Genomic DNA, 16,247 nt, shown 5'->3' with positions numbered 1-16,247 from the left:
CAATGCTGAATAAAAATATAATAACCGGAGCAGCGGTTTTAATTTTAATCGCGGGAGCGGTTTGGTGGCTGCTGTCATCCGGCGGCGGGGAAGTCGCCATAAGCCAGGGGGGCGAGACGGAAGGGCCGGCGTTGGAGCTGGTGCGGCGGCTCAAAAACATAAAAATAGACACGGCATTTTTCAACGACGCGCAATTTCTGGAATTGGAAGCCGCCCCAAAGACATCTTTGGAAGGCGTTTCAAAAGGCAAGACCAACCCCTTTGCTCCGGGGAGGAGATAAAAAACTAAAAATAAAAAAATGAGGGTGGACTCGCCCTCATTTAGACGTCTGACGTCTAAGTTGGTAAATAGTGCGGTTCACTAAAATTATAAAACGATCGCTCCATAATTTTAGTAAATAAAAACCGCCGGGCGAACCCGTACGGATTAATCTCGCGATTTTCGCATTTTTTCAACTCGGGATAAGCGCTCCTCTACGGAAAACCCGTCAAGAGTTACTGCCGTGATAAGGCAACCGCGGACAATAAGTGGCAACGAATTGAAGTCAGCGGTCTCGGAAGCCTCGGCGACGGTGTAGCCGTCAAGATCGTGAGCGGTCAACTCCAGTTCTCGCAGAAGCTTTTTTCTATCCGCGGTTTGCATACCTTCCCAATGTTTTGCCGCAAGTTCAGTAAGTCCCATATCCGCTCTCCTTTTCTTTCGTTTATTTTGTCTGCCTTATTCTTAGCAAATGGCTTGATTTTGTCAATATGCTAAAATAGTTCCATGGCGGCGAAGGGAATTTTAGACGTTTTGGCGGCTTCCGGAGACGTTACGCTCCAGGAGGCGACCGAAGTAAAAAAAATGGCGCGGAGCAAAAACATCTCCATTGAAGAGGAGCTCTTGGAGCGCGGATTGGACGAGCAGAAAATTTTAAACGCCAAAGGCGAGGCGCTGGGCATCCCGGTGCTGTCCTTGGCAGGCAAAAAAATTCCTTTTGACCTTTTAAAAAATATTCCGGAGGAATCCGCCCGGCATTACCAGTTCGCGCCGGTGGGGCAGGAAAACGGGATGATTTCCATCGGCATGATTGACCCAGACAACATTGAGGCCAGAGAAGCGCTTAAATTTATCGCGGCCCGGCTCAACCAGCCGTTTAAAATTTTCCTCATCTCGCGCCGCGACCTGGCTGGCGTGCTTGAAGAGTACAAAGGCATCTCCGGCGAGGTGACGAAAGTTTTGGGCGAGCTTGAGGTGGCGCTTTCCGAGGAGCCGACTTTGCCGAAAGCGCTTGAGCGCGCGGAAACCTCGTTCGTTGAAGAAGCCCCCATCACAAAAATGGTGGCGGTGATTTTGCGGCACGCGACCGAGGGCCGGGCCTCCGACGTCCACATTGAGCCGGGCAGGGATAAGCTCCGCGTTCGCTTCCGCGTGGACGGCATTCTATATACCAGTCTTTTTTTGCCGATGAAAGTGCATGACTCTATTGTCTCGCGCGTAAAAATCCTCACCAATATGCAGCTGGACGAAAAGCGAAAGCCCCAGGACGGCCGCTTCAGCGCGAGAATTGAAAACCGCGAAATTGATTTCAGGGTTTCCACTTTCCCGACTTATTTCGGCGAGAAAGTCGCCATCCGCATCTTGGACCCCGAGACCGGGATTAAGACCCTGGACGACCTCGGCTTTTCCGAAGACGATTACAAAAAAGTCAAAAACGCCCTCTCCGAGCCCTACGGCCTGATTTTGCTCACCGGCCCCACCGGTTCCGGAAAATCAACCACGCTTTACGCGATGCTTAAATCCTTAAACGAAGACCGCTGGAACACGGTCAGTTTGGAAGACCCTGTTGAATACGCCATCCAGGGCATAAACCAATCGCAGGTCCGGCCGGAAATCGGCTACGATTTTGCGGAGGGCCTTCGGCATATTCTCCGCCAGGACCCGGATGTTATAATGGTAGGCGAGATACGCGACAAAGAAACCGCCCAGCTTGCCATACACGCCGCCCTTACCGGGCATCTGGTTTTAGCGACCTTGCATACCAACACCGCGGTCGGGGTTATTCCCCGGCTCATAGACATGGGGGTGGACCCGTATCTCATCGCCCCGACTTTGATTATGGCCATAGGCCAGCGGCTGGTGCGGACGCTTTGCGAAGATTCCAAAGAAGAGGTGCCGCTGGAAGGCAAGACGAAAGAAGTCATTTTAAAAGAGATTGAAGCGATGCCCGACGGCGTAAAGAAAAAAATCAAACTGCCGAAAGCGATTTACCGGCCGAAGATTTCCGGAACCTGCCCCAAGGGCTCAAAAGGGCGCATCGCCATTTTTGAGGTCTTAGGAGCAACCAAGGAACTGGAGGCGCTTATCCTTGAAAAAGCTCCGGAGCCGAAAATAGAAGAAGAGGCCCGGAAGCAAGGGATGACAACTTTGCGTCAAGACGGCATTTTGAGGGTGCTGGAAGGCAAGATTGGACTGGAAGAGCTGTTGGAAGTAATATAGAAGATATGGGGATAGCGCTTAAAAAACGGGGGTTTACCATAATAGAGCTTTTGGTGGTTCTGGGGATTATCGGGCTGATGGCGGCTATCGCCATGGTTTTGTTTTCTCCCTCCGCCGCCAAGGGGAGAGATGCCCGGCGCGAGGAGGATATTAAATCCGTACAAAGCGCGCTTAATCTTTACATAAACCAAAAAAACGTTTATCCCGTCTGCCAGCAGGAAACCGCGATAGACGGCAGCAATGATTGCCTTTCGTCTTTGCTTCTTTCGGAAGGGGCGATAAAAACTATGCCATTGGACCCAAAATACACCGGCTCTGGGAGCTGCGGCGGGGCAAACTCGTTTTTATACTGCTACCAATCCGCGGACGGCATTTCTTACACCATCCGGTATTTTTTAGAAACTAATTCCATCAGGGGCAAGAATCCCGGATGGCAGACGGTAAACCCATGAACCCGACAAAGGTTTTGATAGTTGACGACGACGCTTTCCTTTTGGACATGTACGCCATCAAGTTCAAGGAGTCCGGCTTCGCGGTTGATATTGCGAAAAACGGCGAGGAGGCGCTCGCTAAATCCAAAAGCGCAGAACCGGACGTGATACTTTTGGATATCGTTATGCCAAAAATGGACGGGTTTGACGTGCTGCGCGCGCTCAAAAAAGACAATCTCGCGCCGAACGCCGTCATTGTGATTTTGACGAATCTTGGGCAAAAGGAGGACGTTGAACGGGGGCTTAAGCTTGGCGCGACCGATTACATAGTAAAAGCGCATTTCACGCCGTCGGAGGTTGTGGCGAAAGTGAGGGGGCTTTTGGGCAGTAAGACGCAGGCATCCGGCGGGCCGGCATCCGGCGCGTCCGGTGATTTCCATATTTAAATAAGCTTTAAAATGGCGACCGAATACAATAAACTTTTGGAGGAATTGATAACGCAGGTGGCGGAAGAGGGTGCATCCGACCTGCATCTTGCCGTGGGCAGGCACCCGGTGCTCCGGATTTCAGGACAACTCGTCCCGCTTGCCAAGAGGCCGATTCTTACGTCTGCCGACACGGAAGGGCTGGTTGCGGCGATGATGGACAAAGAAAACTTCCAGGAATTTTTGCGGAGCAAGGAAAAGGATTTTTCTTATTCTTACAAAGACAAAATCCGCTTCCGGGTGAATTCTTATTTCCAAAAGGGTTTTATAGGCGCCGCCTTGAGAATAGTCCCGTATAAAATAAAAACTCTGGAAGAGCTGAATATCCCGCCGGTTTTGGCGGAGTTTTCCAAAAAAGAACAGGGGTTTTTCCTGGTGGTGGGGCCGACCGGGCACGGCAAATCCACGACCTTGGCGGCTTTGGTTGATATGATTAACCACACCCGCACCGAGCACATCATCACTATTGAAGACCCGATTGAATATATTTTTACCCCGGACAGGTCAATCATTGACCAAAGGGAGGTCGGGCTGGACACGAAGGATTTCCACACGGCGCTGCGCTCAATGTTCCGCGAGGACGTAAACGTCGCCATGATAGGCGAGATGCGCGATCCGGAGACGATGTCGGCCGCCGTGACGGCGGCCGAGACGGGGCACTTGGTGCTCTCGTCGCTTCATACAAACAACGCCGCCCAGACAATTGACCGCATCATAGACACTTTCCCCGGAGACCAGCAGGGGCAGATTCGGACGCAGCTTGCGAGCACTCTCATTGGCATCTTTTCCCAGCGGCTGATTCTGCGCGTCTCGGGCGGGCTGATACCTGCTTACGAGCTTTTGATTTCCAACGCCGCCGTCCGCAACCTCATCCGCGAAAATAAAGTGCATGAGATTGATTTGGTGATAGAGACCAACGCCGAGGCCGGAATGGTCAGTTTCAACCGCTCTTTGATTGAGCTTGTGCGCAGGGGCGAGATAACAATGGAAAACGCTTTGCTGTTTTCTCTCAATCCGCAGGAATTAAGAATCTTGGCGGGGAAGTAATTTTTGTAAAAATAAAAAAGGCCTACTTGGCAGTGGCCTCTCTCGGTTTTTCTTCGGCGATCGGTTTTTCCGAGAAAATTGTAAGCGAGGAATAGATGATGCTGACAACAAACATAGCTGGTACGATAACGGCGAGCAAGATAGTAATCGTTGCCGTGTTCAACACAAGCTTTGCCGGCCAAAAAATCGTTACAAAAGTGAGGTCGCGATCGTATTTCTTATCGCACATATGGCGGCGCCAAAATGAGAGCGGGCTCGCGCCAAGCTGATTTATCGCGGCAAAGAATGTTGTCACCGGGAAGAGCGAGATAAACATCAGGTTCTCACAGATTTTGTGTGTTTTTTCTCCAAAGAAGTTCACATTCGGATTAAAACCAGAGCCGGAAATCTTCGCGTTCCACAGTGCTTGGTTAAACTTGGCGAATCGGCAGCCGATTACCAAGTAAGCGAAGGCGCTCAAAAGAACAATAGTAATTGTTTCCATTATAAGACCCTCCTTTTCTAGATGCATCCTAGCATATATGTTAAAATAAAGTCAATATGCAATTCCGGTATAAAGCAAGGACGGGGGAAGGCGGGGCGACGGAGGGCGTGATTGAGGCGGCGAGCGTGGACTTGGCCGTGTCTTCCCTTCAGCAGAGAAATTTTTTAGTGCTTTCAATTGAGCCGATTGAAGGCGCCGCGGGCATGGGAGTCGGCAAAATCGCCGAGTGGCTCGGCGTTTTTGAAAGAATCCCGATGGAAGACGTGGTGATTTTAACCCGCCAGCTCTCCACGCTTTTTGAAGCGAAAGTGCCGGTGGTTGAGTCCTTAAAAATCATTATCGGAGAAACCGAAAGCCGCGCGCTCCGGAAAAACATCTCCGACCTTTTGGACGACATTCAGGGAGGCATGCCGATGTCGCAGGCGATGTCGCGCCGGCCGGAGGTGTTTTCAAAATTTTACGTGGCGATGGTCCGGTCAGGCGAAGAGTCGGGAAAATTGGAAGAAATCTTCCGTTTTCTGGCGGACTACCTTGAGCGCTCTTATGAGCTTGCCAGAAAAGCCAGAAACGCCCTGATTTATCCGGCATTCGTGCTCTCGGCTTTCATCGCCGTTATGGCGATGATGCTTATTTTCGTCGTCCCCAATTTGGCGAACATTCTTGTGGAATCGGGCCAGAAGATACCGATATACACGCGCATCATCATCGGGTTTTCCGACCTCCTGCGCAATTTCGGAATCATTTTGATTTTGCTTTTGGCGGCGCTCGGCGTTTTTCTCGCCAGATACGCCAAGACCGAAAATGGCAAAATTTATTTTTCGCGCCTGGTCATAGCCGCGCCGCTCATCGGCGGGCTTTATAAAAAAATCTACCTCTCCCGCATATCGGACAATCTCCACACTCTGCTTTCCGGAGGCATCACGGTCGTCCGGGCGCTTGAGATTACCTCCGAAGTAGTCGGCAACGAAATCTACAGGAAAATACTTCTGGATTCAATGGAATCTGTGAAAAGCGGCAATATGATCTCCGAGTCATTTTCAAAATACGAGGACATCCCGCCGCTCCTTTCGCAGATGATAAGGATAGGCGAGGAGACGGGCAAGCTGGATTATATTTTAAAAAGTGTCGCCGGATTTTACAGAAGAGATGTGGATAACTTTATAGACAACTTGGTGAGCTTGATTGAGCCGGTTTTGATTGTGGCCTTGGGCTTGGGAGTGGGAATATTGGTCGCGGCGGTCCTGGTGCCCATTTATAACATATCCACAGCTTTCTAGCGTCCGGCTTTATTTTTGCTATAATTAACCTTGAGAGGTCGATTCTCTTAATTTAGCAGTATTATTTACTTGTTTATGTTTAGATCTATGAAAAAGGACGGGGTAAAGGGCATGGCCGGCGGGTTTGGGTTTACGCTCATTGAACTTTTAGTGGTCATCGCCATTATCGGTATATTGGCCTCGGTTGTTTTGGCTTCCTTAAACTCGGCGCGCAAAAAGTCGCGCGACGCCAGGCGCCTAGCGGACGTCAAACAGCTTCAAGTCGCGCTTGAACTTTATTTTGACGGCAACACCGGCAACTACCCGACTGCTTTGTCCGGGCTCACGACCGGCTGCGGCGGAGGGGCATGCATTGCCCAGATTCCGACTGACCCGGTTGGCAGCACTGCTTACAGCTATTCTGCTTTGGGCAGCGGCAGCTCCTGCACTTCGTATCACTTGGGAACTTCTTTGGAGGAAAGCACCAACCCTGCTAAAAATTCAGACGCTGATGCCTCGGCGGGCACCGCCTGCACCGGGAGCGCAGCTGATTTCTCCGGAGCGGACAGCGGTAAGTGCAACGCGGCTGACACGGGGGCGCTTTGCTACGACGTAAAGCCGTAAAATGAAAGCGTGGAGAAACTCTTCGTTTTTATTTTCGGCCTGATTCTGGGGAGCTTCTTTAATGTAGTTTTATTGAGAAAAAACACCGGCGAGTCAATCGTGAAAAACGGCTCCCGGTGTTTTTCTTGCGGGAAAAAATTGGCATGGTGGCAGAATGTCCCTGTTTTGAGTTTTGTTTCTTTGCGCGGAAGATGTTCTTACTGCGGGAGCAAAATATCATGGCAGTACCCGATAGTGGAGATTAGCAGTGGAATAATTGGGGTCTTGATTTATTCTAAGCTTCCAACTTCTAACTTCCAACTTCTAACTTCATGGTTGTTTTACTTTGCCGCTTTCTCTTTGCTATTTTTACTGGCCGCCTACGATTTTAAAAATAAAATAATAGATTCGCATTTTCTTTACGCCTTCGCGGCGTTCTCGGCGGTTGAATTTGTAAGCCGGGGCGATTTCACAAAAGATGCCGCTTCCTCTTTTTTGATAGCGCTCCTTTTTTATCTTTTGTGGCGCGCTTCCGGCGGGCGCTGGATGGGCAGGGGAGACGCCGACGCCGCTTTTTGGGTCTCTCTCTTTTTGGGTTGGCCGTTAAATCTTGGCATGCTCTTTTTGTCTTTTTGGCTTGGGGGGCTTTTCGGGGCCGTTCTTCTCTTGGCAATCCGATTGCCAAGTGGCTTGGCAATCGGATTGCCTTTCGGCGTTAAACAGTTTGGGCTTAAAAGCGAGATTCCTTTCGCGCCCTTTTTGGCGGGCGCCGTATTCGCCGTTTGGCTTTTCCCGGATTTTTTCCGCGCTTTTTACGATATTATGATATAATTTTCTAATGAAGCGATTTTCCGGCTTTACTCTTATTGAAGTAGTCGTCGTTTTGGGAGTTATGGGGCTTATTTCTTCTTTGATGTTGGCGAATTTCCCGAGATTTCAGAGGCAAATCGCGGTTGATCATGAGGCAAGCAAGCTCGCGCTTTCTTTGCGCAAAGCCCAGTCCTACGCGCTCGCGGTGCGGGAATTTAACTCGTCTTTCAACGATGACCCCTATTGTCAAAATCCGCCCGTCAAATTCCCGGGATACGGTCTCTTTTTTTCTATGGCCGATAAAACCCATTATTTTATTTACGGCGACGCGAATTGCACGAAATATTACGACTCCGCTCCGGTGGAGGAAACGGTTGGGAGCATACTTATTGAAAGCAAGGCAAGCATAGGATGGCTCCGCGGGTTTGACGCGGGCATATGCTCTTCCGGGTGCGATTTGACGGAGCTTTCAATCTTATACGTCCGCCCGGGGCCGGCAATTTTCATAACAGGCATCGGCGCGGATTATAATTACGCCGAGGTGCGCTTGGATTCCGCCGACGGGACTGTTTCAAAAAAGGTCGTGGTAAGGTCTACCGGGCAGATATCAATTGAATAAATGAAAAAGCCGGGTTTTTCGCTCTTAGAAACCACCGTCGCAGTAGCGATTTTAATAATCGCCGTGGTCGGCCCGCTGACGCTTGCCTCAACAAGCATAAAATCTTTTTCGCAGGCGAAGAACGGCCTTTTGGCGGCCAGCTTGGCGCAGGAGGGGATTGAGCTTATCCGCAATTACCGCTCAAGCAATGTTTTGGGAGGCCGGAATTGGCTTTTTGGCATGAACGCCTGCCTTACTCCGAATAGCTGCAAAATAGACGCCGTAACTTCGGAGATAGATTCCTGCGGCGCTTCCTGCCCGGCGCTTAATCTGGCTTCAGCTTCCGGCCTTTATAGTTACGGCGCCGGCACGCCAACGATTTTTATAAGAAAAATTACTTTAGAAACCATAGGCACGGACGAAGTTAAAATAAAATCAAAAGTTTCCTGGGAAGAAAGGTTCGGCCAGCAATCATTTGAATTAGAAGAGTACATGCTCAACTGGCAATGATTGATAAAAAAGGATTTACGCTATTGGAGATGATTGTGGCGTTGGGCGTCTTCGCCGTCGCGGCTTTGCTTTCAACAAGCTCGCTTCTTTCTTTGACCGATGCGCAAAAAAAAACATTTTCCTTAAGTTCCGCCTACGACAACCTGCGCTTCGCGCTGGAGACAATGGCTAAAGACATCCGCACCGGAGACGCTTTTTACTGCGGCGCGGACTCAAACGACCTCCCGCCGGTTCCAACACCCAAGGACTGCGCCGCCGGAGGTCCGGCTTTGACTTATAAAAACGCGGTGGGCGAGAACATCAGCTACCGGCTCTCCGGCGGCGAGATTGAAAAATTCGCCGGCGGGGTTCTTTCCGGCGCAATGACATCGCCGGATGTCACCATAAGCACGCTTGCGTTCTACGTTTTGGGTTCTCCGGCGGCGGATAATCTCCAGCCACGGATTACCATTGTAATCAAGGGCGTCGCTGGGAGCGGCCGGTCCGCTTCGGAGTTTAATTTACAAACAACCGTAAGCCAGCGAAAAATCGGAATATGAGCCCCGTTTCTAAAAAAGGAGTCACTTTGCTTTTAGCGGTATTCATCTCCACAATCGCTTTGGCTTTGGGCTTGGGCATCTTTACCATAATTTTCGGGGAGCTGGGCATTGCTGGGACCGCCAAAGAATCTCTGGTTGCGCTTTATGCCGCCGACTCCGGAGTGGAATGCGCGCTTTATTGGGACATCAAACGGCAGGCGTTTTCAACTTCCACTTCGAACTCAATAAGTTGCGCCGGAAACACCGTCACGGTCGGGGGGTCAGCGCTTTCGGTTTTTGACCTCAATTTTTCCAACGATTCCTGCGCGCACATGCGGGTGCAGAAAGCCGGGTCGGAAACAATCATAACTTCTTTGGGCGAAAATGTCGCTTGCGGCGCGTCATCCCCGCGCACCGTGCAAAGAGGATTGGAAGTAAAATATTAAAATAAAAAAAAGAACCTAGCTAAGGAGCTAGGTCGCCCTGTCCGCACAGATGGTGCTCTTGGCAGCACTTTTCGCAGTGTTGGCCGCATCCCCTAACATAATGCTGGCGCTGGTCAACTGGCGTCGCGAAGTCCACGTCGGTTTCTTCGTGGCACACCACGCAGATTTCTTTGCCGTCGGGCGTAACGAATTTGGCCTTGGCGCGCAGTTCGCCGATATGTGAAGTTTCCGCCATTTGACTCTCCTCTCTTTGTTTTATTTTCCTTTTGTATCCTAGCAAAAGGGGTGGTTTTTGTCAAGTTTTGGGGACAACTTTTCCACTAGGAATCAGGGCGATTTTATGCTAGAATTAAGTCAATAAAATGGCTCAAAAGGAACCTGAAAAATTACAGGCGATAGGGACGGTTTCGCCAAGGGAGATAGTAAGCGAGATGCAGGAGTCCTATTTGGACTACGCCATGTCCGTCATCGTGGCGCGGGCTTTGCCTGATGTCCGCGACGGATTAAAGCCGGTGCATCGCCGGATTCTTTTTGCCATGCACGAGATGGGGCTCACGCATTCAGCCAAAACCAAAAAGTCAGCCAACGTGGTCGGCGAGGTTTTGGGCAAATATCACCCGCACGGCGACACCGCCGTCTATGATTCTCTGGTCCGAATGGCGCAGGACTTTTCATTGCGCTACCCCTTGGTTGAAGGCCAGGGCAACTTCGGCTCAATAGACGGCGATTCCGCGGCGGCAATGCGCTATACCGAGGCGCGAATGTCGGCGATCGCCTCCGAGATGCTCCGCGACATTGAAAAAGAAACGGTTGATTTTCTGCCGAATTACGACGGCTCAAAATGGGAGCCGAAAGTCCTGCCCGCCGCGGTTCCCCAGCTTCTTTTAAACGGAGGCGTCGGCATTGCCGTGGGCATGGCGACGAATATCCCGCCGCACAACATCATGGAAGTTGTGGATGCCGTGCTTCATCTGATGAATTATCCCAAAGCGACGGTTGAAGACCTCACGGAGTTCGTGAAAGGCCCGGATTTTCCGACGGGAGGGATTATTTTCAACAAAAAAGAAATTTTGCAGGCATACGTGACAGGCCGCGGAGGCGTCATAAACCGCGGGGACGCGGAAATCGTAGAAAGAAAAAACGGCGAGTGGCAGATAATCATCACTTCCATTCCTTACATGGTGAACAAGTCTGAGCTCATTGTGAAGATGGCCGACTTGGTGCACGAAAAAAAACTGGAAGGCATCCGCGACATAAGGGACGAATCCGACAAAGAGGGGCTCCGCGTCGCCATTGACCTCAAGCGCGATTCATACCCGCAGAAAGTTTTAAATAATCTCTACAAGCACACGGATTTGGAGCGCGCTTTCCATTTTAATATGATCGCTTTGGTGGAAGGCGGGCTGCAGCCAAAAACTCTTTCACTCAAAAGCATTTTGGAGGAATTTATAAAGCACAGGAGGGTGATAGTTGGGCGAAGAACCCGCTTTGACCTCGCGCGCGCGGAGGATAGAGAGCATATTCTTTTTGGCCTCAAAAAAGCGCTGGACCACATTGACGCCGTAATCAAGACAATCAAAAGTTCGGACGATAAAGAGGAAGCGCACAAAAATTTGGTCAAGAAATTTGATTTGTCTGACAAGCAGGCCGCGGCGATTTTGGAAATGCGCCTGCAGACCCTGGCTGGCTTGGAACGGCAAAAAATTGAAGACGAGCTCAAAGAAAAGCAAAAACTGATAAAAGAATTAAAAGCGCTTTTGGCGGATTCCAAAAAAATTGACGAAGTCATAAAAACGGAGCTTTCCGAAATCAAGAAAAAATACGGGGATGAGAGAAAAACAAAAATCGTCGCCGGGGCGGCGAAAATTATCTCCGCCGAGGATTTGGTCCCGGAGGAGGAAACGATTTTAATTTTAACGCAAGGGGGCTACGTAAAAAGAATCAAGCCGGACGAATACCGCCTCCAGCGGAGAGGCGGAAAAGGAGTAATCGGCGTCACAACCAAAGAAGAAGATGTCGCTTACGAATTTGTCGCCGGAAACACTCATGACGATCTTTTATTTTTCACTAATCTCGGAAAGGTTTACCAAACCAAAATGTACGAAATCCCGGAGGGCGCGCGCCAATCCAAAGGAAAAGCGATTGCCAACTTCCTTTCTTTGTCTGCAGACGAGAAAGTTACTTCCGTTTTGCCGGTTCCGAAAACAAAAAAAGGCCTGCCTGCCGGCAGGCAGGGCCAGGCGAGCTACGTGATGCTCTCAACGCAAAAAGGAGTAACGAAAAAAGTTAATTCAAAAGATTTTGAAGACGTGCGTCATTCCGGAATCCGCGCGATTAACCTCCAAAAAAACGACACTCTGCGCTTCGCCAGAGTTGTAATGCCCGGAGAGGAGGTTGTGCTCTCCTCAAAGCTCGGCCAAGCCGTCCGTTTCAAAGAAAAAGACATCCGTCCGATGGGCAGAACCGCCCGGGGCATCCGCGGAATGCGCCTTAAAAAGAACGACGAGATAGTCGGGATGGATATTCTGCTTCAAGGCGCCAAAAAACTTGAGATTTTGTCTGTTTCCCAGCTGGGCTACGGCAAAAAAACAAACATAACCCAATATCGCCTCCAAAAACGCGGCGGCTCGGGAGTCAAAACATGCAAAGTCACATCAAAGACCGGCCCCTTGGTTTCGGTGCAGGTTGTGAAAGACGACCAGCAGGAAATTATCGCGATTTCCAAAAAGGGGCAGGTCATCCGCGCGCCCTTGTCGCAGATTCCTTCGCTTTCCCGCGCCACTCAAGGTGTGAGAATAATGAAAGTGAACGCCGGAGACGCGGTGGCCTCGGTGACATTGCTTTAGAACATGCAAAAAATATTTGACTTATTGCACACTTTAAGAAAATGGTATTGGCGCACTTTCAAAATTAAAACTTTCGGCGTTCGCGTAATTATAAAAAAAGGCGAATCTATTTTTCTTGTCAAACATAGATATGGAAATTTGTGGGTGTTGCCGGGCGGCGGAATTAAAAAAGTCAAAAATGCGGAGGGTGCAGCGCAGAGAGAAGTTAGAGAGGAAGCAAATATAGAAATAAAAAAATTTGAGAGAATACTCGGCACATATTTAAATACTCAAGAAGGAAAGCATGATGCCGTAACTATTTTAGTTGCGGAGGAAAAGGAATGGGAAGACAAAGGAAAGAAATGGAATCTTGAAATTAAAGAAAGCGGTTTTTTGATGTTCATAATTTGCCATCAACAACTTCTGTTGCGACGAAACGACGTATATCGGAATATTTTTCAGGTGAACAAAAACAATTTTCAGAGAATTGGTGAATATATGGAAAATAAAAAAATTATTTTGCGGTTTAGGGCAATAAATAAAGATATTTTTTTGGCGATCAAGAACGGCAAGAAGAAAATTGAGACAAGAGCGGCTTCAAAAAGATTTAGAACAATAAAAACCGGCGACAAACTCGTTTTAGTATGCGGAAAAGAGAAAATTGAGAGAAAAGTGAAGAAAATTAAAGTTTTTAAAACCATCAAAACTCTTTTGAAAAAATATAAGCCGTGGGAAATCAATCCGGAAGCATTTTCGGAAAAAGATTTAATAAAAATGTGGTCTGGTTTTTCCGACTACAAAGAAAAAATAAAAAAATACGGGCTGGTTGCTATGGAATTATAAAAAATTTTTAGTTATCCACAGCCGCCGTTTTTATTATGATAATAATAAGTATAAAATAAGCAGATGAGCGGCGCCAAAGATGTAATTTTTAAAGACGGAGTGGAATCAGGAACATTTTTTGGCCGCGGCGTCAAAAAATTAAAGCTGGAGAGATATTTTACTAAGGAAGGCGTCCATCCCTACGATGAAATAGAGTGGGAAAAACGCGTCGCGCGCATCGCCTCATCCAAAGGCGAGGTTATTTTTGAACAGCGCGATGTTGAAGTCCCGAAATTCTGGTCGCAGACGGCGACTGACATTGTTGCCGAGAAATATTTTAAAGGGCACGTTGGCAAACCCGGCAGGGAGTGGTCCGTAAAACAGCTTATAGACCGCGTGGCCGATACGATGACGGACTGGGGCAGGAAAGATGGTTATTTCGCATCCGATAAGGACGCGCAGATTTTCAACGAGGAACTTAAATGGCTATTGGTCAACCAATACGCCTCTTTTAATTCGCCGGTTTGGTTCAATGTCGGCGTAGAAAAGCGCCCTCAATGCTCCGCTTGCTTCATTTTGTCCATTACGGACGACAAGGAGTCCATTGCAGAGTGGTATCGGACAGAAATGTTCATTTTCGCGGGCGGTTCCGGCTCGGGCGTCAATATCTCTCCCTTGCGCTCTTCCAAAGAAAACATCTCCAACCGCGGCAAGTCCTCCGGCCCGGTGTCCTTTATGAAAGGGGCGGACGCGATTGCCGGCACGATCCGCTCCGGCGGCAAAACACGCCGCGCCGCCAAGATGGTTATTTTAAACGCTGACCACCCGGACGTCAAAACTTTCATTGTTTCCAAATGGAAAGAAGAAGAAAAAGCCAAAGCGCTCATCGCCATGGGCTACAATGACGACATTGACGGCGACGTCTATACGAATATTTTTTTCCAAAACGCCAACAACTCCGTCCGCGCTACGGACGATTTTATGAACGCGGTTCTGGAAGACAAGGACTGGAACCTGAATTTCGTAAAAGAAAAAGGCGTGGCGGAGCGCGTGCGCGCGCGTGATTTGATGAAGCTCATCGCCGAGGCGGCCTGGCATTGCGCCGACCCGGGCATGCAGTTTGATACCACAATAAATAAATGGCACACCGCGTCCAACGCCGGCCGCATCAACGGCTCCAACCCCTGCTCGGAATATATGCACCTGGACGATTCGGCTTGTAACTTGGCTTCGCTGAATTTGCTTTCTTTCTTTAAAAATAGTGAATTTAACCACCAATCTTTCAAAAAAGCAGTCGGCATCTTTATCACGGCGCAGGACATCGTCGTGGACAACTCTTCCTACCCGACTCCCAAAATTGAACAAAACGCCCGCGCCTACCGCGAGCTCGGATTGGGCTACACGAACCTCGGCGCGCTTTTGATGCAGATGGGCCTTCCTTATGATTCCGACACGGCGCGGGCTTGGACGGCAGCCATAACCTCAATGATGACTGGCGGGGCCTACAATGTTTCCGCGCGCGTCGCCGAAGCCGTGGGGCCGTTCTCCGGCTACGAAAAAAACAGAGAGCCGATGCTGGGAGTAATCCGCATGCACGGCGAAGAGGCAAAAAAAATAAGCAAAAAGCACTTGCCGGCGGGCGTTTGGGAATCCGCCCAAAGCTCATGGGCGGAGGCGCTGGAGCACGGCCGGACTTTCGGCGTGCGCAATTCCCAGGTGAGCGTCCTTGCTCCCACCGGCACGATTTCTTTCATGATGGACGCGACAACCACGGGCATTGAGCCGGCGTTTTCGCTTGTTGCTTACAAAAAAATGGTCGGCGGAGGATTTTTGAAAATCGTAAACACTTCCGTTGAGCCGGCGCTCAAAAATCTGGGTTACAAAGAAAAAGAGGTTAAAGAAATAATGGATTATATCCTGGCGCATGACGGAATTGAAGGCGCGCCGCATCTTAAAGAAAAAGACGTCGCTGTTTTTGATTGCGCCGTGAACGCGCCCGGCGGCAAGCGCGCGATACATTATTCCGGCCACATCCGCATGATGGCCGCCGCCCAACCATTTATTTCCGGAGCGATTTCAAAAACGGTGAATCTCCCCGAGTCGGCGACGGTTGAGGATATTATGAACACTTACATTGACGCTTGGAAAATGGGACTTAAGGCAATCGCGATTTACCGCGACAAATCCAAAGGAGCGCAGCCCCTGAACACTTCTCGCACTAAACAAGTGGACTTGTCCGCCGAAGTCCCGCTTGGCGGGACGAAGGCGGAAAGAAAAAAATTGCCGTCAAACGTAAAATCCATCCGCCATAAATTTTCTATCGCCGGGCACGAAGGATACATCCACTGCGGGCTCTATGAAGACGGGAAATTAGGCGAGGTTTTTATAAGGGTCGCCAAAGAAGGTTCAACCATCTCCGGTCTGCTGGATGCCATCGGGGTTTTGATGTCGGTTGCTTTGCAGTCGGGCGTGCCGGTGGAAACCATCATCAGAAAATTCGTCCATTCGCGTTTTGAGCCGGCCGGTTACACCGAAAACCCGGATATTCCGGTTACTAAATCAATTCTGGATTACATCGGCAAGTTTTTGGCGATTAATTTCCTCTCGCCCGAAGACCAGGCGGCCTTCGGCATCTATCCGCACTCCAAAGAAGCGGAAGCGGTTGTCGCGGAGCCGATTAAGCTCAAAGAACAGCTAAAGCTCTCCGCGCCGGTTTTGGCGTCCGCGGACGACCGCGCAAAAATTTTCGCCTATCAGGACGCGCCTGCCTGCAGATGCGGCGCGATTATGATTCGCACAGGAAGCTGCTACACCTGCCCCTCCTGCGGAGAGAATCTGGGGAGCTGTTCATAGCGGCATACATCCGGATTTTTTATGCTTGACACGTTTTAAGTGCTTGCTATAATCTTGGCGGGCAATAAAACGCTATTTTT

At 49.8% G+C, this 16,247-nt stretch carries 17 protein-coding genes; 15 read left to right on the top strand and 2 right to left on the bottom strand.

Annotated elements, in window-relative coordinates; all coding sequences use genetic code 11:
- The first annotated feature begins 2 nt into the window (after window positions 1-2).
- Window positions 3-281, top strand: coding sequence for a hypothetical protein (locus HYW15_03535; GenBank protein ID QQG42547.1), 279 nt, complete (start codon window positions 3-5; stop codon window positions 279-281).
- Window positions 282-427: 146 nt separating this feature from the next.
- Here the strand turns inward: HYW15_03535 and HYW15_03530 are convergent, their stop codons facing one another.
- On the bottom strand, window positions 428-682 hold the full coding sequence (locus HYW15_03530; protein ID QQG42546.1) for a hypothetical protein: 255 nt from the start codon (window positions 680-682) through the stop codon (window positions 428-430).
- 84 nt (window positions 683-766) lie between these two features.
- Between HYW15_03530 and HYW15_03525 the strand changes: the two genes are divergently transcribed.
- The 4 genes from HYW15_03525 to HYW15_03510 are packed head-to-tail and all read left to right on the top strand — an operon-like array spanning window position 767 to window position 4,442.
- Entirely contained in the window at window positions 767-2,479 is a 1,713-nt protein-coding gene (locus HYW15_03525) for a type II/IV secretion system protein (protein QQG42545.1), read from the top strand.
- A gap of 5 nt (window positions 2,480-2,484) precedes the next feature.
- Entirely contained in the window at window positions 2,485-2,931 is a 447-nt protein-coding gene (locus tag HYW15_03520) for a type II secretion system protein (protein QQG42544.1), read from the top strand.
- A complete protein-coding gene (locus HYW15_03515; protein QQG42983.1) occupies window positions 2,928-3,356 on the top strand; it encodes a response regulator in 429 nt (142 codons plus the stop codon). The genes HYW15_03520 and HYW15_03515 overlap by 4 nt, the downstream gene beginning before the upstream one ends.
- A gap of 12 nt (window positions 3,357-3,368) precedes the next feature.
- A complete protein-coding gene (locus HYW15_03510) occupies window positions 3,369-4,442 on the top strand; it encodes a PilT/PilU family type 4a pilus ATPase (protein QQG42543.1) in 1,074 nt (357 codons plus the stop codon).
- Between the two features lie 22 nt (window positions 4,443-4,464).
- Here the strand turns inward: HYW15_03510 and HYW15_03505 are convergent, their stop codons facing one another.
- Complete coding sequence (locus tag HYW15_03505) at window positions 4,465-4,926, bottom strand: hypothetical protein (GenBank protein ID QQG42542.1); 462 nt, start codon at window positions 4,924-4,926, stop codon at window positions 4,465-4,467.
- A 56-nt stretch (window positions 4,927-4,982) separates the two neighbouring features.
- On the opposite strand from HYW15_03505, the gene HYW15_03500 reads away from it, so the two are divergent.
- The 10 genes from HYW15_03500 to HYW15_03455 all read left to right on the top strand — a co-directional run bounded on the left by HYW15_03500 (window position 4,983) and on the right by HYW15_03455 (window position 16,167).
- A complete protein-coding gene (locus tag HYW15_03500; GenBank protein ID QQG42541.1) occupies window positions 4,983-6,203 on the top strand; it encodes a type II secretion system F family protein in 1,221 nt (406 codons plus the stop codon).
- A 111-nt stretch (window positions 6,204-6,314) separates the two neighbouring features.
- Entirely contained in the window at window positions 6,315-6,806 is a 492-nt protein-coding gene (locus HYW15_03495; GenBank protein ID QQG42982.1) for a prepilin-type N-terminal cleavage/methylation domain-containing protein, read from the top strand.
- Between the two features lie 9 nt (window positions 6,807-6,815).
- The gene (locus HYW15_03490; protein ID QQG42540.1) at window positions 6,816-7,616 is read left to right on the top strand and encodes a prepilin peptidase; all 801 of its coding nucleotides are present in this window, start codon (window positions 6,816-6,818) and stop codon (window positions 7,614-7,616) included.
- 7 nt (window positions 7,617-7,623) lie between these two features.
- Window positions 7,624-8,214, top strand: a complete 591-nt coding sequence (locus HYW15_03485; protein ID QQG42539.1) for a prepilin-type N-terminal cleavage/methylation domain-containing protein — start codon at window positions 7,624-7,626, stop codon at window positions 8,212-8,214.
- On the top strand, window positions 8,215-8,703 hold the full coding sequence (locus tag HYW15_03480) for a type II secretion system protein (GenBank protein ID QQG42538.1): 489 nt from the start codon (window positions 8,215-8,217) through the stop codon (window positions 8,701-8,703).
- The gene (locus HYW15_03475) at window positions 8,700-9,242 is read left to right on the top strand and encodes a type II secretion system protein (GenBank protein ID QQG42537.1); all 543 of its coding nucleotides are present in this window, start codon (window positions 8,700-8,702) and stop codon (window positions 9,240-9,242) included. The genes HYW15_03480 and HYW15_03475 overlap by 4 nt, the downstream gene beginning before the upstream one ends.
- Window positions 9,239-9,667 (top strand): hypothetical protein, encoded by a 429-nt coding sequence (locus HYW15_03470; protein ID QQG42536.1) that lies wholly within the window; start codon window positions 9,239-9,241, stop codon window positions 9,665-9,667. Before HYW15_03475 ends, HYW15_03470 begins: the two co-directional genes overlap by 4 nt.
- A gap of 362 nt (window positions 9,668-10,029) precedes the next feature.
- A complete protein-coding gene (gene gyrA / locus HYW15_03465) occupies window positions 10,030-12,513 on the top strand; it encodes a DNA gyrase subunit A (GenBank protein QQG42535.1) in 2,484 nt (827 codons plus the stop codon).
- A gap of 3 nt (window positions 12,514-12,516) precedes the next feature.
- Window positions 12,517-13,335 carry an NUDIX domain-containing protein gene (locus HYW15_03460; GenBank protein ID QQG42534.1) on the top strand — a complete coding sequence of 273 codons (819 nt, stop codon included), beginning with the start codon at window positions 12,517-12,519 and terminating at the stop codon, window positions 13,333-13,335.
- Between the two features lie 63 nt (window positions 13,336-13,398).
- The gene (locus tag HYW15_03455; GenBank protein QQG42533.1) at window positions 13,399-16,167 is read left to right on the top strand and encodes a vitamin B12-dependent ribonucleotide reductase; all 2,769 of its coding nucleotides are present in this window, start codon (window positions 13,399-13,401) and stop codon (window positions 16,165-16,167) included.
- Window positions 16,168-16,247 lie beyond the last annotated feature (80 nt).

This window comes from Candidatus Giovannonibacteria bacterium, from assembly GCA_016432405.1.
Lineage (GTDB): Bacteria > Patescibacteriota > Minisyncoccia > UBA11713 > 2-01-FULL-45-33 > MFHE01.
Note: the sequence above shows the minus strand (reverse complement) of the source record. Positions and strands in the feature narration are given on the sequence as shown.

Excerpts from the sequence above, each read along its gene's own strand:
- HYW15_03500 (QQG42541.1), top strand. The coding sequence starts at position 4,983 with ATGCAATTCCGGTATAAAGCAAGGACGGGGGAAGGCGGGGCGACGGAG.
- HYW15_03460 (QQG42534.1), top strand. The coding sequence starts at position 12,517 with ATGCAAAAAATATTTGACTTATTGCACACTTTAAGAAAATGGTATTGG.
- HYW15_03520 (QQG42544.1), top strand. The coding sequence starts at position 2,485 with ATGGGGATAGCGCTTAAAAAACGGGGGTTTACCATAATAGAGCTTTTG.
- HYW15_03470 (QQG42536.1), top strand. The coding sequence starts at position 9,239 with ATGAGCCCCGTTTCTAAAAAAGGAGTCACTTTGCTTTTAGCGGTATTC.
- HYW15_03535 (QQG42547.1), top strand. The coding sequence starts at position 3 with ATGCTGAATAAAAATATAATAACCGGAGCAGCGGTTTTAATTTTAATC.
- HYW15_03480 (QQG42538.1), top strand. The coding sequence starts at position 8,215 with ATGAAAAAGCCGGGTTTTTCGCTCTTAGAAACCACCGTCGCAGTAGCG.
- HYW15_03515 (QQG42983.1), top strand. The coding sequence starts at position 2,928 with ATGAACCCGACAAAGGTTTTGATAGTTGACGACGACGCTTTCCTTTTG.
- HYW15_03485 (QQG42539.1), top strand. The coding sequence starts at position 7,624 with ATGAAGCGATTTTCCGGCTTTACTCTTATTGAAGTAGTCGTCGTTTTG.
- HYW15_03530 (QQG42546.1), bottom strand. The coding sequence starts at position 682 with ATGGGACTTACTGAACTTGCGGCAAAACATTGGGAAGGTATGCAAACC.
- HYW15_03455 (QQG42533.1), top strand. The coding sequence starts at position 13,399 with ATGAGCGGCGCCAAAGATGTAATTTTTAAAGACGGAGTGGAATCAGGA.
- HYW15_03475 (QQG42537.1), top strand. The coding sequence starts at position 8,700 with ATGATTGATAAAAAAGGATTTACGCTATTGGAGATGATTGTGGCGTTG.
- HYW15_03505 (QQG42542.1), bottom strand. The coding sequence starts at position 4,926 with ATGGAAACAATTACTATTGTTCTTTTGAGCGCCTTCGCTTACTTGGTA.
- HYW15_03510 (QQG42543.1), top strand. The coding sequence starts at position 3,369 with ATGGCGACCGAATACAATAAACTTTTGGAGGAATTGATAACGCAGGTG.
- HYW15_03525 (QQG42545.1), top strand. The coding sequence starts at position 767 with ATGGCGGCGAAGGGAATTTTAGACGTTTTGGCGGCTTCCGGAGACGTT.
- gyrA (QQG42535.1), top strand. The coding sequence starts at position 10,030 with ATGGCTCAAAAGGAACCTGAAAAATTACAGGCGATAGGGACGGTTTCG.
- HYW15_03495 (QQG42982.1), top strand. The coding sequence starts at position 6,315 with ATGGCCGGCGGGTTTGGGTTTACGCTCATTGAACTTTTAGTGGTCATC.